This window comes from Aeromonas sp. 602396 (assembly GCF_049173735.1).
GTDB classification, from domain to species: domain Bacteria; phylum Pseudomonadota; class Gammaproteobacteria; order Enterobacterales; family Aeromonadaceae; genus Aeromonas; species Aeromonas veronii_A.
On record NZ_JAAKSD010000018.1, the window covers coordinates 1 to 13582 of the forward strand.

Here is a 13582-nt window from a genome sequence, read left to right on the forward strand (position 1 = left end):
TAGCGCCGATGGTAGTGTGGCATTCGCCATGCGAGAGTAGGACACTGCCAGGCACCCAATACAAGAAACCCCGCTCAATGAGCGGGGTTTTTTATTGCCTGCAATTCATCACGTCGCCGGATTATTAGACTTCCCCCTTCTTGTCATTCATTGATTAGCCTTCTAAAGCCCCAAAAAGACCTCTTTTTCTGTTCGATATTTGCTCACCAATTCAATGTGTTGGATACAAAAAGTACAGAATGTGATGCCTCTACCTTTCTTGTGATGTCTCCTCTGGTTTAATTCTTCAGTCCATATTGATGGACCAAGGAATCACAATAATTTAAGGAATAGACTCATGTTCAAGAGAACAGTAACGATGATGCTGGCGGCGGGAACCCTGGTATTAGGCGGTTGCGCATCCAATGGTGGTGCAGAGCAGGCTGGGGCAGACAACAGCGACTTCGGTGGCAAGTCCATCTACCTGCGCGGGGAGATGAACGACTGGATGGCGACTGATGAAAGCAAGGTAGTCAAGGTGGCCGACAAGCTCTATATGGCCAAAGGCACTCTCAAGAAAGAGTGGGCCCCCTACAAGTTCAAGTTTGCTGATTCAGGCTGGAGCTGTGGCACCAACTTTGGCTACAAGAGCCCGAGTGATGGTGTTGCCATACTGGGTGGTGAGGCTGTGCCGGTCAACCCCTGTTCCAAGTATGAGGACATGAAGTTCTCACCGGATGCCGATGGCGTCTACGAGTTCTATCTGAATATGGCGGGTGAAACACCGACGGTTTACGTCAAGAAGCCCTGATCTATCTCTGAGTGTTAAATCTCTCAGTAAATTAATCAGTTAAGTGCCTCGGCCCAGAAATCTACTGGCCGGGGCATTTTTTTAGGTTAGAATCGGCGCCCTCATGGCATCAGCTGTACTATATGTTGTGTCGTTAATTTTAGATGGCACCATTAGTTGTGTTTTCTGCTGTTGCCATGATGTTGATGCATTCACATAAGGTTGATTGAAAATGGCTAAATCGAACCCGGTGCTGGAGAGTGAGCTTGGCTCCCGCCTTATCCCCATGCAGGAAACGTCCCTCGAGATCTGGGATAGCAAGTATCGCCTCAAGAGCAAGGATGGCACTCCCATCGACAGCTCTATCGATGAGACCTACCAGCGGGTAGCCCGAGCTTTGGCGGAGCAGGAGCTGGAACCGGAGGCCTGGTATGAGTCTTTCCTGTGGGCACTGCGCAATGGTGCCATTCCGGCGGGCCGCATCACCTCCAACGCCGGGGCTTTTGAACACAAGCCTGCCACTTCGACCATCAACTGTACCGTTTCAGGCACCATCGAAGATTCGATGGACGATATCCTTGGCAAGGTGCACGAGGCCGGTCTGACCCTGAAAGCCGGGTGCGGTATCGGCTATGACTTCTCGACCCTGCGCCCGCGCGGTGCCTTTGTCTCCGGTGCCGGTGCCTACACTTCCGGCCCGCTCTCCTTTATGGATATCTATGACAAGATGTGTTTCACCGTCTCGTCAGCCGGTGGCCGTCGCGGCGCCCAGATGGGCACCATGGATATCCGCCATCCCGATGTGATCGAGTTTATTCAGGCCAAGCGTGAAGATGGCCGCCTGCGTCAGTTCAACCTCTCCCTGCTCATCACCGAAGATTTCGTCAAGGCGGTGAAAGAGGATGCCCCCTGGTCGCTGATCTTCCCCTACACCGCCAAAGAGGTGGAGCAGGATGGCATTGCGCTGGACGATCCTGCTCAGGTGCTATGGGCCGACTGGCCCAACAAGGAAGGGGTTGTATTCAACGAGTTGGGGCAGGTCGCTTGTAAGGTCTACAAGACCATGCCAGCCCGTAAGCTGTGGAATGTCATCATGACCTCCACCTATGACTATGCAGAGCCCGGCTTCATCCTGATCGACAAGGTCAACCAGATGAACAACAACTGGTTCTGTGAAGAGATCCGCGCGACCAACCCCTGTGGTGAGCAGCCGTTGCCGCCCTACGGTGCCTGTCTGCTGGGCTCGGTCAATCTGACCAAGTTTGTGCGCGACCCTTTTACTGAAAACGCGGCATTCGATTGGCAGGCGTTTCGCAAGGTGGTGGCCATCTTTACTCGCATGCTCGACAACGTGGTGGAGATCAACCAACTGCCGCTGGCCAAACAGCGCGAGGAGATCACTGCCAAGCGCCGTCACGGCATGGGCTTCCTGGGTCTTGGTTCGACCCTCACCATGCTGCTGATCAAGTACGGCTCTGCGGCATCCGTGGCCTTTACCGAGCAGGTATCCCAGGAGCTGGCGATGACCGGCTGGCAGGAGTCCCTGCGTCTGGCCAAGGAGAAGGGCTCTGCCCCCATCATGGAGCAGGAGTTTGAAGTGACTGGCAAGATGCTGCGTCTGCGCCCGGAAATGGCGGCTGATGGCATCAAGGTGGGTGACAAGGTGAAGGGCAAGGTGCTGCATGCGCGCTACAGCCGCTACATGCAGCAGGTTGCCGAGGTAGATCCTGCGCTGGTCGCCGAGCTGGCCGAAGTGGGTGGGCGTTTCACTCACCACAGCAGTATTGCGCCGACCGGCACCATCTCGCTGTCACTGGCCAACAACGCCAGCAACGGCATCGAGCCGAGCTTTGCCCACCACTACAGCCGCAACGTCATCAAGCCGGGCAAGAAGAGCAAGGAAAGCGTCGATGTCTACTCCTTCGAGCTGCTGGCCTATCGCGAGCTGGTGAACCCATCCGCCATGCCCTATGCCGATGATGAGGCGAGCCGGCTGCCGGACTACTTCATTACTGCCGATGACATCACCCCGGCGCAGCATGTGGACATTCAGGCGGCGGCCCAGCGCTGGATCGACTCCTCGATCTCCAAGACTGCCAACGTGCCGACCGATTTTCCGTTCGAGCAGTTCAAGGATATCTACATGTATGCCTCGGACTCCGGCCTCAAGGGCTGCACCACCTTCCGCTTCAATCCGGAGGCCTTCCAGGGCGTGCTGGTGAAGGAGAAGGATCTGGAGAACACCCTGTACGATTTCACCCTGGAGGATGGCACCGTCATCTCCGTCAAGGGGAACGAAGAGATTGAATACGATGGTGAGCTGCACACTGCCGCCAACCTCTACGACGCCTTGAAAGAAGGCTATTACGGTAAATTCTGAGAACGACATTATGGTCAAGAAGATCGACAAGAAAATCGTCGCCTACAAGGTGCGTACCAAGGATGAGCCGCAAGAAGAGCTGGCCCCGCAGGATGACGTGGTGCACATGCACGAAACCGTGTTGCGTCCGGAGCGACTGATGGGCACCACCTACAAGCTGAAGACGCCGGAACATGTCTCCGAGCACTCGCTGTTCATCACCATCAACGACATCATTCTCAACGAGGGCACGGTGCACGAAACCCGCCGTCCGTTCGAGATCTTCATCAACTCAAAGAGCCTGGAACACTACCAGTGGATCGTGGCGCTGACCCGCATTATCTCCGCCGTATTCCGCAAGGGTGGGGATGTCACTTTCCTGGTGGAGGAGCTGCGCTCGGTGTTTGATCCCAAGGGCGGATACTGGAACAAGGGCAAGTACGTTCCATCGCTGATCGCCGAAATTGGCAACGTGATCGAGAGCCATCTCACCGAGATAGGCATGCTCAAGGCGCCGGGGTTGGACGAGCATCAGCAGGCGTTTCTGGCCGAGAAGCAGGCCGAGTTGAAGGCGGCTCAGGAGGCTGAAGAGCAACAGACTGGCAGTGGTTTCCCGGCCAATGCCGCGCTCTGCTACAAGTGCCACACCAAGGCGCTGGTGCTGAAGGATGGCTGCATGACCTGCCTCAACTGTGGCGACTCCAAGTGCGGCTGACAAACATGCTCAAGTAGTTGAACGATAGAAAAAAGACCGGCCACAGTGCCGGTCTTTGTATTGCTGTTTTTATGCGCAATCAAATCAGGCGGCCAAGTGATTTGTTGCGCGATAGTAAAATCGGGCGTAGCGTTGAGGGTAATAAAACTGTCACGGCCGTGTGGTTTCAATGACATCTGAGATTCACACACGTGGCCCTTCAGTGCCAAGGAGGATGCTTATGGACAATACGGACCGAAAGCTGTTTATCCTGGATACCAACGTTCTGCTTCACGAACCCCTCGCTATCTACTCCTTCAAAGAGCACGACGTGCTCATCCCCATGACGGTGCTGGAAGAGCTCGATAACATCAAGGATCGCAACAAGGATGTCAGCCGCGACGCGCGGGTGGCCATTCGTGCGCTGGAAGATGTCTTCCGCGATGCAACCCCGGATCAGATCACCCAGGGCGTGCCGCTGGCTGGCGAAGCGAGCGGCAATATCTGCATCTTCAGCGATCACCATCTGCCGCAGGATGCCGAGGTGTTTACCGACAAGGAGGCCGACAACCGCATCATCAACGCGGCCCTCTATCTGCAAAAGCACGAGTTGAAGCGTCAGGTGGTGCTGGTCACCAAAGACATCAACATGCGCCTCAAAGCCAAAGGGGCCGGGCTTGCTCACGTTGAAGATTACCGTAGTGACCAGTTGATCGATGATATCCGCCTGCTGGCCAAGGGTTTTCAGGTGGTGCCCGGCAGCTTCTGGGAGCGGGTTGGCGAGTGTGAGAGCGAGACCCACGGCCGCGACACCATCCATGTGATCGATGCCAACCTGCTGGAGGGGGTTCACGTAAACCAGTATCTGGTGGATGAAGAGAATTTCTTCGCAGCCCGGGTGCTCAGTCACGACGGCAACAAGATCCGCATCAAGGATCTGGGTCGCGAGCGACTGATGTCCCGCAAGGCGTGGGGTGTCCATCCCAAGAACGTCTATCAGGGGATGGCGCTGGATGCACTGCTCGATCCGCACATCGATCTGGTGATCCTGACCGGCCCGGCCGGTTGCGGCAAGACCTTGCTGGCAATGGCTGCTGCGCTGGAGCTGGTGATTGAGAAGGGCATTTACGAGAAGGTGATCGTCACCCGGAATACCCCGGAAATTGCTGAAAGCATCGGCTTTCTGCCCGGCACCGAAGAGGAGAAGATGATGCCCTGGTTGGCGGCGGTGACCGACACCCTGGAGGTGCTGCATAAGCAGGACGAGAACATGAGCGGCTCGCTCAGCTACATCATGGAGAAGGCCAACATCCAGTTCAAATCGGTCAACTTCATGCGCGGGCGCAGCATCCAGAACACCTTCGTGTTGCTGGATGAGTGCCAGAACCTGACCGCGTCCCAGATCAAGACCATCATCACCCGCTGCGGCGAAGGCACCAAGATCGTCTGCTCCGGTAACCTGGCCCAGATCGACTCCAACTATCTGAGCCCGGTGACCTCGGGTCTCACCTACATCGTCGAGCGTTTCAAGGATTTTGACGGCAGTGCCAACATCTTCCTCAATGGCGTGGTGCGTAGCAGATTGGCATCCTTTGCCGAGGAAAACCTCTGATTTAGCTGACTATCTTCATATGAAAAAGGGAAGCCACTTGGCTTCCCTTTTTTGATCCCGTCACCAGTTCAGTGTCCTTGGGTCACTGTCCAAGGTAGCGCAGCAGCCCCGGGTGGTCGCTATTTTGCAGAATATCCGGCTTGCCTTGCAGGGCGATGCGCCCCTCGTCGACAAACAGCACCTGATCGGCAATCAGCTGGGCATCTTCAGGATTGTGGGAGACCATCAGTACGGTAATGCCTTGCTCGCAGGCTAGCCTCGCCACTTCCGCCAGCATCTCCCGGCGCAGGGCGGGATCGAGGGCAGAGAAGGGCTCATCCAGCAGCAGCAGCGGTTTGCCGCGCACCAGCGCGCGAGCCAGCGCGACCCGCTGCTGCTGGCCGCCGGAGAGCTGCTCCGGCAGACGGTTTAGCATCTCGCCAAGACCAACCCGCTCGGCTGCATCGATCACCTGTGCCCGCTGGGCGGCACTCAGGCGCAGACCCGGGTGCAAGCCGATGGCGATATTGTCGAACACCGACAGGTGCAGGAACAGGTTGTGATCCTGAAACAGGGTGGTGACTGGCCGCTCGGCCGGGCCCAGCGGCAACAGATCTTCGCCATCGAAGCTGAGGCTGCCCGACTCCACCGGCACGAATCCGGCGATCATCCCGAGCAGGGTCGATTTGCCTGCGCCGCTTGGGCCAATCAGCGCGGTGATCTCCCCTTTGGGCAGCTTCGCGCTGAAGCTGACGCGCCAGTCGGGGTAGCTGGTCACCAGCGTATCAATGTTCAGCATGTTTTCCTCCAAGTCCCCGTTCCACCAGCCAGAACAGGGAGAAACAGAGTGTCAGCAGCAGCAGGGCGGTGGCGGCCGCTTCGGTCAGCCGGTAACTGCCGAGCTGCTGGTAGAGCAGCCAGGGCAGGGTGGTGAGCTCCTGGCTGCCAAACATGGCGATGGCACCAAGATCCCCCAGCGAGAGGATCATCGACAGCGCCATCGCCAGTGCCAGCGGACGGCGCAGCAGCGGCCACTCCACCAGCCGCAGGCGATGCAGGCCACGTACCCCCAGGCTGTCCGCCAGCCGGTCATACTGGCGCACCACCAGCTGCATGGGGGCGGAGAGGGTGCGAAGCACATAGGGTAGCGCCATCAGGGCGTTGACCAGCACCACCAGCCAGGGGCCGAGGGCGAACACGTCGGCAAAGGGCATAAACAGGATGAACAGGCCGGTAGAGAGCACCACTGCCGGGATCATCAGGATCACCGAGCCGCTGGCTTCCCACAGGGCGGCAGCCCGTCGCTTGCGAACCCGTACCCGCAGATGACGGCTGGTGAGCAGCAGTGCGCCACCGAGCAGGGTGGCCAAGGCACCGGCTGCCAATGCAATCAACAGCGACTGGCCGCTCGCCTGCCACAGCTTGGCGGAAGTGAGTGCCATCAGCAGGCCGGGGTGGAGGCCGGCGACGACGATGGCCAGCAGCGGCGGCAGAAAGATGGCGAGGCCGATACAGAGCGAGAAGAGATCCACCACGGCCGTGCCCGGCTGATGGCGATCCGGCCGCAGGCAGGGACGACGGGGAGTCACCCGACTGGCCGGCGTAGTCTGCAGCTTGTGCTGCAGGAGCAGCAGGGTGGCGGTCAGGATGAGCTGCACCAGCGCCAATCCGCCAGCGGTGGCGAGATCGAAGTCAAAGCGCAGCGCCTGATAGACGGCCACTTCCAGCGTGGTGGATTTCGGCCCGCCTCCCAGCGCCAGCACTGTGGTGAAGCTGGTGAAGCAGAGCATAAAGATGAGGCTGGCAAGCCCCGGCAATATGCCGCGAATGAGCGGCCACTCCAGCAGCCGGAAGATATGGGATGAGCGCATGCCAAGCTGGCTGGCGAGGCGCCAGCTAGATTCGGGGATACTCTCGATGCTCTGCAGGATGAGACGTGCCGCCAGCGGCATGTTGAAGAAGACATGGGCCAGCAGGATACCGAACAGGCCGTAGAGATAGTTGCCGGGATCCAGTCCCAAGCTGCGCAGCAGTTGCGGCAGCCACCCCTGTTTGCCATGAACCGCCACGATGCCGAAGATGGCGATGATGACCGGCAGTACCAGCGAGAGACCGAACAGCTTGATCAGCAGGGTTCGGCCAATGAAACGGCGCCGAGCCAGCGCGCGGGCCACCGGAATGGCGAGCCCCAGGCTCAGCAGGGTGGAGAGCAGCGCCTGCCAGAGGCTGAAGCCCAGCACATGGCGCAGATAGGGGTCTGCCAGCAAAGTGCGCGGCGCCAGTGAACCGGCCTGCCACAGCAGGGCCGCCAGCGGCCCGAGGGACAACAGCAGGATCAGCAGGGTGGCTGCACTGCCCGGCAGCCACCAGAGGGGGCGATCCTGTCGCTTCAGCGCGAGCTGACTCACTGGGCGACGGCTTGCAGCCATTCGCGGATCCACCCTTTGCGATTGGCAGCCACCTCATCGGCACTGAAGGCGAGCGGCTTGGCTACGGTGATCATCTGCTCGAAACCCTTGGGTAGCGGCGTGTCGATAACCGGATACATCCAGTTGCCGGTCGGGATCTCGTTCTGGAAGGCGGGGCTCACCATAAACTGCAGGAACTGATCAGCCAGCTTCTCCTGTTTGGCACTTTTCAGCTTGGCGGCCACTTCCACCTGACGGTAGTGCCCCTCTTCAAACGCCGCTGCCTGATACTGAGGCTTGTTCTCGGCAATCAGGTGGTAAGCGGGGGAGGTTGTGTAGGAGAGCACCATGTCCGCTTCGCCATCGAGGAACATGCCATAAGCCTCGGACCACCCCTTGGTGACGGTGACCGTCTTCCTGGCCAGCTTGGCCCAGGCTTCAGGAGCCTTGTCACCGTAGACAGACTTCATCCACAGCATCAACCCCTGCCCCGGGGTAGAGGTGCGGGGATCCTGATAGATCACCTTGAGATCGGGACGCTCCACCAGCTCTTTCAGGCTTTTTGGCGGCTGCTTGAGTTTGTCTTTGTCATAAACAAAGGCAAAGTAGCCGTAGTCGTAGGGGACGAAGGTGTCATCCTGCCAGCCCCCCGGCACCTTGATGCCATCCAGCTTGGCGGGGTGGGGGGCGAACAGACCGCTCTGCTTGGCTTCGCTGATGAGGGCATCGTCGAGCCCCAGCACCAGATCGGCCTTGCTGTGGTTGCCCTCCAGTCGCAGCCGATTGAGGATGGCGACCCCATCTTCGAGGGGAACCAGATTGAGGGTGCAGTCGCACGCTTTCTCGAAGGCCTGTTTGATCTTGGGCCCCGGACCCCACTCGGCAGTGAAGGAGCTGTAGGTGTAGACGGTGAGAGTATCGGCGGCGAACACATTGGCCGACAGCAGGCCGGTGGTGACCAGCAGCAGGGTCTTCATGGGTGGCACTCCCTATTACTTGTTAATAACGAGGTGCCAGCGGGTGAGGGCGCAAAAAATGAGCGCCATGCCTCAAATTCCTCCGCCAGCATTATCTGGATCAGGTACACGGGTATAATCTCAGCGGTAAACCGCACCCCGTTTGAGAAACGAACCGCATTGTATTAACGTTCTTTTGGGTAGACCAGCACAATTGTGCAATACCCATGAGATGACGCCCACCCAACAGAGGATGTTCGCGTGCTTACCAATACCAAGGAAAGGCGTGCCTTTGCGCGCATGGTCATCAATGCTCCGGTCACCGTCTATCAGCAGCAGCTGGTGCTGGAGGGGATCTGCCGGGATCTCAGTGCCAACGGCATGGGAATTGCGGTCTCTGAACACCAGCTCGACATCAATCAGCCCATCCGGATCAGTCTTGCCACCAACAACAACCTGTTGCCTCCCTTTGAAGCTCATGCCCGTATTATCCGGGTGCTGGAGGAGGAGAGCGGGTTGCTGCTGGCGGTGGAGTTTCTGCCTCAGGGTTAATCCTCTCTCCTCATCGGCAGAGGGAGGGGGTTAGCCTTTTTCCTGAACCGGCTGCACACTCAACTGCTTGCTATCGACCAGCGTTTTGCTGGTCGATGCTATTTGGCCTGCAGGCAAGGTGGCGGGACCGGTAGGTTCGAGCAGCAGGTAGTTCTGCCCCTGCCAGTTGAGGGTCGCATCCCCCGGCTTGGCGGGCAGGTCAACAGCCAGCAGGGCATGGCCGGGGACGAACACCATGGCCTGTTTCAGCTCGGGAAAGAGCTGGGCCAGCATGGCGGCCATCAGGGTTACCTTGCTGTCGCAATCACCCCGGTTCTGTTCCAGTACCTGACGGGGCGGGAGGAAGCCCTTGCCCTGTCTTCCATTCAGGCTGTCGAGCTGCTGATAGGGGATGCTCTGGATAAAGGTGAGCATATGGGCCACGGTTTTCTGGCGCGCTTCTGTTTCGGTACTGCCCTGCTGTTTGAGCTGATCCGCCAGCGGAGCCAGCCCGCTGCGACTCTCCAGCGCGATGCGCACATGATCTTGCTTCACCGCCAGCTGCCCGTCGGGGGTGTTGAAGTACTGGAAGTAGTGTTTGGTCAGCCACGCCTGCTCCTCTTTGCTCCGCTTGGACTGCAGAAAGGCCATCGCCTCGCGTGCCTTGTCCTGATTGCTGCTTTTCAGATGCAGCTCCAGCGAGGGGCGGGAGAGGGTGAACTGCACCTCGGGGTAGTTCTGGCGCACCTCCCGCAGCAATACCTGCAATACCTCCTCCTGCATTCTGGCCGGGCGATAGGCGATGAGAGGCGGTAACTTGCCCTGTTCGAGCCGGTAGGTGAGCTGTTGGGATTTGCCTTCGCTATCCTGCCAGCCGACGCTGATCTGGCCGAGGCTGTTGTTGAAGCTGGTTTGGCTGGCCCCCGCAGGCAGGGCAAGCAGCAGGGCACAGAGCAGAGGAATTGCCGTCGGTCTCTTCATCATCCTTTCCTGTGGCACGGGCCAGTTCCGGTGGTCCAAAGTGGGAAGCGTCGCGGACAGTAAAACAGGGAGCCGAAGCTCCCTGTTGATTCTACTCGTTTTTTGCAACTGGCTGATTAAATCCAGCTCGGCTGCTTTGCCTCAAAGGCGCTGATGGCGGCCTCGTGCTGCAGGGTCAGGCCGATGGCATCCAAGCCGTTGAGCAGGCAATAACGGCGGAATTCGTCGATCTCGAAACCGAAGCTGAGGCTACCTGCACGTACCTGATTCGCTTCCAGATCCACTTCGATCTGGATGCCCGGCTGGGCGGCGACCAGCTGGAACAGGGCGTCGACCTCCTCCTCCTTCAGACGCACCGGCACCATGCCATTGTTGATGGCGTTGCCGTAGAAAATGTCGGCAAAGCTCGGGGCTATGATGGTCTTGAAGCCGTAGTCGGCCAGCGCCCAGGGGGCGTGCTCGCGACTCGAGCCGCAGCCGAAGTTCTCCCGCGCCAGCAGGATGCTGGCACCGGCGAATTGCGGCTGGTTGAGTACGAACTCGGGGTTTGGCTGCTGGCCGGCATCGTCCAGAAAGCGCCAGTCGTGGAACAGGTGCTTGCCAAAACCGATGCGGTTGACCTTCTGCAAAAACTGCTTGGGAATGATGGCGTCGGTGTCGACGTTGGCGCTGTCGAGGGGGACGACGATCCCTGTATGCTGTTTGAATCCTGTCATCGAAATGTCCTCTTACAGTGCGCGAATGTCGGCGAAGCGGCCGGTGACGGCGGCAGCGGCGGCCATGGCCGGGCTGACCAGATGGGTGCGGCCGGCGCGGCCCTGACGCCCTTCGAAGTTGCGGTTGCTGGTGGAGGCGCAGCGCTCCCCCGGTTGCAGCCTGTCGTTGTTCATGGCCAGACACATGGAGCAGCCGGGCAGGCGCCACTCAAAACCGGCCTCGATGAAGATCTTGTCCAGCCCCTCGGCTTCGGCCTGCGCCTTCACCTGCTCGGAACCCGGCACCACCAGCGCCTGCACGCCAGCGGCAACCTTGCGACCGCGAGCGATGGCGGCGGCGGCGCGCAGATCCTCGATGCGGCTGTTGGTGCACGACCCGATAAATACTTTGTCGATGGCAACGTCGGAGAGCTTCTGACCCGGTTGCAAGTCCATGTAGGCGAGCGCCTTGCGGGCTGACTGCTGCTCCATCAGATCGCTGAAGGATTCCGGCGCCGGAATGGGTTCATTAACGGCAATCACCTGCCCCGGGTTGGTGCCCCAGGTGACCTGCGGGGCGATATCGGCGGCATCGAGCACCACTTCGGCATCGAAACGGGCACCTTCATCGCTCTTGAGGCTCTGCCAGTAGGCGATGGCCTGCTCCAGCGCCTCGCCTTTGGGGGCGAACTCCTTGCCGCGGATGTAGTCGATGGTGGTCTGGTCGGGGGCGATCATGCCGGCCTTGGCGCCCAGCTCGATGGCCATGTTGCACACCGTCATCCGCCCTTCCATAGAGAGGCTCGCAATGGCCTCGCCAGCGAATTCCACCACGTAGCCGGTACCACCGGCATGGCCGACCTTGCCGATAATGGCCAGCACCACGTCCTTGGCGCTGATGCCCTCGGCCAGCTTGCCGTTGACCGAAATGCGCATGGTCTTGGCGCGGCCCTGTTTCAGGGTCTGGGTGGCCATCACATGCTCCACCTCGGAAGTGCCGATGCCGAACGCCAGCGAGCCGAAGGCGCCGTGAGTGGCGGTGTGGGAGTCGCCGCAGACGATGGTGGTGCCGGGCAGGGTGATGCCGAGCTCGGGGCCCATCACGTGGACGATCCCCTGATATTTGTGGTTGAGATCGTAGAGGCGAACCCCGAACTCTTTGCAGTTTTCGGCGAGCGTCTCCATCTGGATGCGGGCCATCTCGCCGGAGGCGGCGATGTCCTTGGTGGTGGTGGAGACGTTGTGATCCATGGTGGCCCAGGTGAGATCCGGGCGGCGCAGCTGGCGGTTCATGGCGCGCAGGCCGTCGAATGCCTGCGGGCTGGTCACTTCATGCACCAGATGGCGGTCGATGTAGATGAGGGGGGTCTCCCCTTCCACTTCCCGTACCACGTGGGCGTCGAATACTTTCTGATAGAGGGTCTTGGCCATTGCTTCTCTCTTCCTTGTTCTCTGTTATGCGGCTCAGATCCGGGCGGCGATCTGGCTACCCATCTCGGACGTGCTCTGCACCGGATGGCGGGCGCTGGCCTGATGCAGGTCGGCGGTGAAGTAACCCTCGGCCAGGGTCTGGGCCACGGCCTGCTCAATGGCCTGGGCGGCAGCCTCCATCCCTAAGCTGTAACGCAGCATCAGGGCGGCGGAGAGGAGCTGGGCGATGGGGTTGGCAATCCCTTTGCCGGCGATATCCGGGGCCGAACCACCGGCCGGTTCGAACAGGCCGAAACCTGATTCGTTGAGGCTGGCGGAGGGGAGCAGCCCCATGGAGCCGGTGATCATGGCGCACTCGTCAGAGAGAATGTCGCCAAACAGGTTGGAGCAGAGCAGCACGTCGAACTGGGAGGGATCCTTGATGAGCTGCATGGTGGCGTTATCGATGTACATATGGTTGAGGGTTACGTCCGGATAGGACTTGGCGACTTGCGTCACCACCTCGCGCCACAGAATGGAAGAGGCGAGCACATTGGCCTTGTCGATGGAGGTGACCTTGCCACGGCGCACGCGAGCCGACTCAAAGGCAATCTTGGCGATGCGCTCAATCTCGAAGCGATGGTACACCTCGGTGTCGAATGCCTTCTCGCTCGCCCCTTCTCCCTCGCGCCCCTTGGGCTGGCCGAAGTAGATGCCGCCGGTCAGCTCGCGCACGCAGGCGATGTCAAAACCGCGATCGGAGATGTCGGCGCGCAGGGGTGAGAACTGTTCCAGACCGGTATAGATACGGGCCGGACGCAGGTTGCAGAACAGCTTGAAGTGGGCGCGCAGGGGCAGCAGTGCGCCACGTTCCGGCTGATCGTTGGGGGGCAGATGTTCCCATTTCGGGCCGCCCACCGAGCCAAACAGCACGGCATCAGCCGCTTCACAACCCGCGATGGTGCTTTGCGGCAGCGGGGTACCGTGGTTGTCGATGGCGATGCCGCCCACGTCATGGTTATCATACTCGAAGGCGAGGCCGAACCTGGCCTGCACCTTCTCCAGTACCTTGATTGCCTCGGCCATCACTTCAGGGCCAATGCCGTCACCCGGCAATACTGCGATCCGATAACTGCTCATACACTCTCCATCCTGATATTGTCATTCCATGCCGTCTGTTTGGTTCCG

General features: G+C 59.6%; 12 protein-coding genes and 1 riboswitch. Of the genes, 5 read left to right on the forward strand and 7 right to left on the reverse strand.

Features of this window, described 5'->3' with window-relative positions; translation table 11 throughout:
• Window positions 1-337: 337 nt before the first annotated feature.
• From G5229_RS18345 to G5229_RS18360, 4 genes are all read left to right on the forward strand, one after another.
• On the forward strand, window positions 338-790 hold the full coding sequence (locus G5229_RS18345; RefSeq protein ID WP_100654510.1) for a pullulanase: 453 nt from the start codon (window positions 338-340) through the stop codon (window positions 788-790).
• 211 nt (window positions 791-1001) lie between these two features.
• The gene (locus G5229_RS18350; protein ID WP_421209959.1) at window positions 1002-3149 is read left to right on the forward strand and encodes an adenosylcobalamin-dependent ribonucleoside-diphosphate reductase; all 2148 of its coding nucleotides are present in this window, start codon (window positions 1002-1004) and stop codon (window positions 3147-3149) included.
• Window positions 3150-3159: 10 nt separating this feature from the next.
• Window positions 3160-3843, forward strand: coding sequence for an NrdJb (locus G5229_RS18355; protein WP_201906604.1), 684 nt, complete (start codon window positions 3160-3162; stop codon window positions 3841-3843).
• Window positions 3844-4063: 220 nt separating this feature from the next.
• On the forward strand, window positions 4064-5434 hold the full coding sequence (locus G5229_RS18360) for a PhoH family protein (RefSeq protein ID WP_005358170.1): 1371 nt from the start codon (window positions 4064-4066) through the stop codon (window positions 5432-5434).
• A gap of 82 nt (window positions 5435-5516) precedes the next feature.
• Here G5229_RS18360 and thiQ read toward each other — a convergent pair whose 3' ends face one another.
• Genes thiQ through thiB form a run of 3 tightly spaced genes read right to left on the reverse strand, consistent with a single transcriptional unit; the run spans window position 5517 to window position 8798 of the window.
• Window positions 5517-6212, reverse strand: a complete 696-nt coding sequence (thiQ, locus tag G5229_RS18365) for a thiamine ABC transporter ATP-binding protein (RefSeq protein ID WP_227341946.1) — start codon at window positions 6210-6212, stop codon at window positions 5517-5519.
• A complete protein-coding gene (gene thiP, locus G5229_RS18370; protein ID WP_408082984.1) occupies window positions 6199-7842 on the reverse strand; it encodes a thiamine/thiamine pyrophosphate ABC transporter permease in 1644 nt (547 codons plus the stop codon). The genes thiQ and thiP overlap by 14 nt, the downstream gene beginning before the upstream one ends.
• The gene (gene thiB / locus G5229_RS18375; RefSeq protein ID WP_421203458.1) at window positions 7818-8798 is read right to left on the reverse strand and encodes a thiamine ABC transporter substrate binding subunit; all 981 of its coding nucleotides are present in this window, start codon (window positions 8796-8798) and stop codon (window positions 7818-7820) included. The genes thiP and thiB overlap by 25 nt, the downstream gene beginning before the upstream one ends.
• Before the next feature lie 60 nt (window positions 8799-8858).
• Window positions 8859-8949, reverse strand: a riboswitch (TPP riboswitch).
• A gap of 89 nt (window positions 8950-9038) precedes the next feature.
• On the opposite strand from thiB, the gene G5229_RS18380 reads away from it, so the two are divergent.
• Window positions 9039-9329, forward strand: a complete 291-nt coding sequence (locus G5229_RS18380; protein WP_005339160.1) for a PilZ domain-containing protein — start codon at window positions 9039-9041, stop codon at window positions 9327-9329.
• A 30-nt stretch (window positions 9330-9359) separates the two neighbouring features.
• Here the strand turns inward: G5229_RS18380 and G5229_RS18385 are convergent, their stop codons facing one another.
• The 4 genes from G5229_RS18385 to leuB form a co-directional block, all read right to left on the reverse strand.
• Window positions 9360-10289, reverse strand: a complete 930-nt coding sequence (locus tag G5229_RS18385) for a transglutaminase domain-containing protein (RefSeq protein ID WP_421210032.1) — start codon at window positions 10287-10289, stop codon at window positions 9360-9362.
• Window positions 10290-10405: 116 nt separating this feature from the next.
• Window positions 10406-11005, reverse strand: coding sequence for a 3-isopropylmalate dehydratase small subunit (gene leuD / locus G5229_RS18390; RefSeq protein WP_266135456.1), 600 nt, complete (start codon window positions 11003-11005; stop codon window positions 10406-10408).
• Between the two features lie 12 nt (window positions 11006-11017).
• Window positions 11018-12415, reverse strand: a complete 1398-nt coding sequence (leuC, locus tag G5229_RS18395) for a 3-isopropylmalate dehydratase large subunit (RefSeq protein ID WP_421209963.1) — start codon at window positions 12413-12415, stop codon at window positions 11018-11020.
• 33 nt (window positions 12416-12448) lie between these two features.
• On the reverse strand, window positions 12449-13534 hold the full coding sequence (leuB, locus tag G5229_RS18400) for a 3-isopropylmalate dehydrogenase (protein ID WP_421209965.1): 1086 nt from the start codon (window positions 13532-13534) through the stop codon (window positions 12449-12451).
• Between the last annotated feature and the right edge of the window lie 48 nt (window positions 13535-13582).

Coding starts and splice junctions, on each gene's coding strand:
- G5229_RS18345 (WP_100654510.1), top strand. CDS start 338: ATGTTCAAGAGAACAGTAACGATGATGCTGGCGGCGGGAACCCTGGTA.
- G5229_RS18350 (WP_421209959.1), top strand. CDS start 1,002: ATGGCTAAATCGAACCCGGTGCTGGAGAGTGAGCTTGGCTCCCGCCTT.
- G5229_RS18355 (WP_201906604.1), top strand. CDS start 3,160: ATGGTCAAGAAGATCGACAAGAAAATCGTCGCCTACAAGGTGCGTACC.
- G5229_RS18360 (WP_005358170.1), top strand. CDS start 4,064: ATGGACAATACGGACCGAAAGCTGTTTATCCTGGATACCAACGTTCTG.
- thiQ (WP_227341946.1), bottom strand. CDS start 6,212: ATGCTGAACATTGATACGCTGGTGACCAGCTACCCCGACTGGCGCGTC.
- thiP (WP_408082984.1), bottom strand. CDS start 7,842: ATGGCTGCAAGCCGTCGCCCAGTGAGTCAGCTCGCGCTGAAGCGACAG.
- thiB (WP_421203458.1), bottom strand. CDS start 8,798: ATGAAGACCCTGCTGCTGGTCACCACCGGCCTGCTGTCGGCCAATGTG.
- G5229_RS18385 (WP_421210032.1), bottom strand. CDS start 10,289: ATGAAGAGACCGACGGCAATTCCTCTGCTCTGTGCCCTGCTGCTTGCC.
- leuD (WP_266135456.1), bottom strand. CDS start 11,005: ATGACAGGATTCAAACAGCATACAGGGATCGTCGTCCCCCTCGACAGC.
- leuC (WP_421209963.1), bottom strand. CDS start 12,415: ATGGCCAAGACCCTCTATCAGAAAGTATTCGACGCCCACGTGGTACGG.
- leuB (WP_421209965.1), bottom strand. CDS start 13,534: ATGAGCAGTTATCGGATCGCAGTATTGCCGGGTGACGGCATTGGCCCT.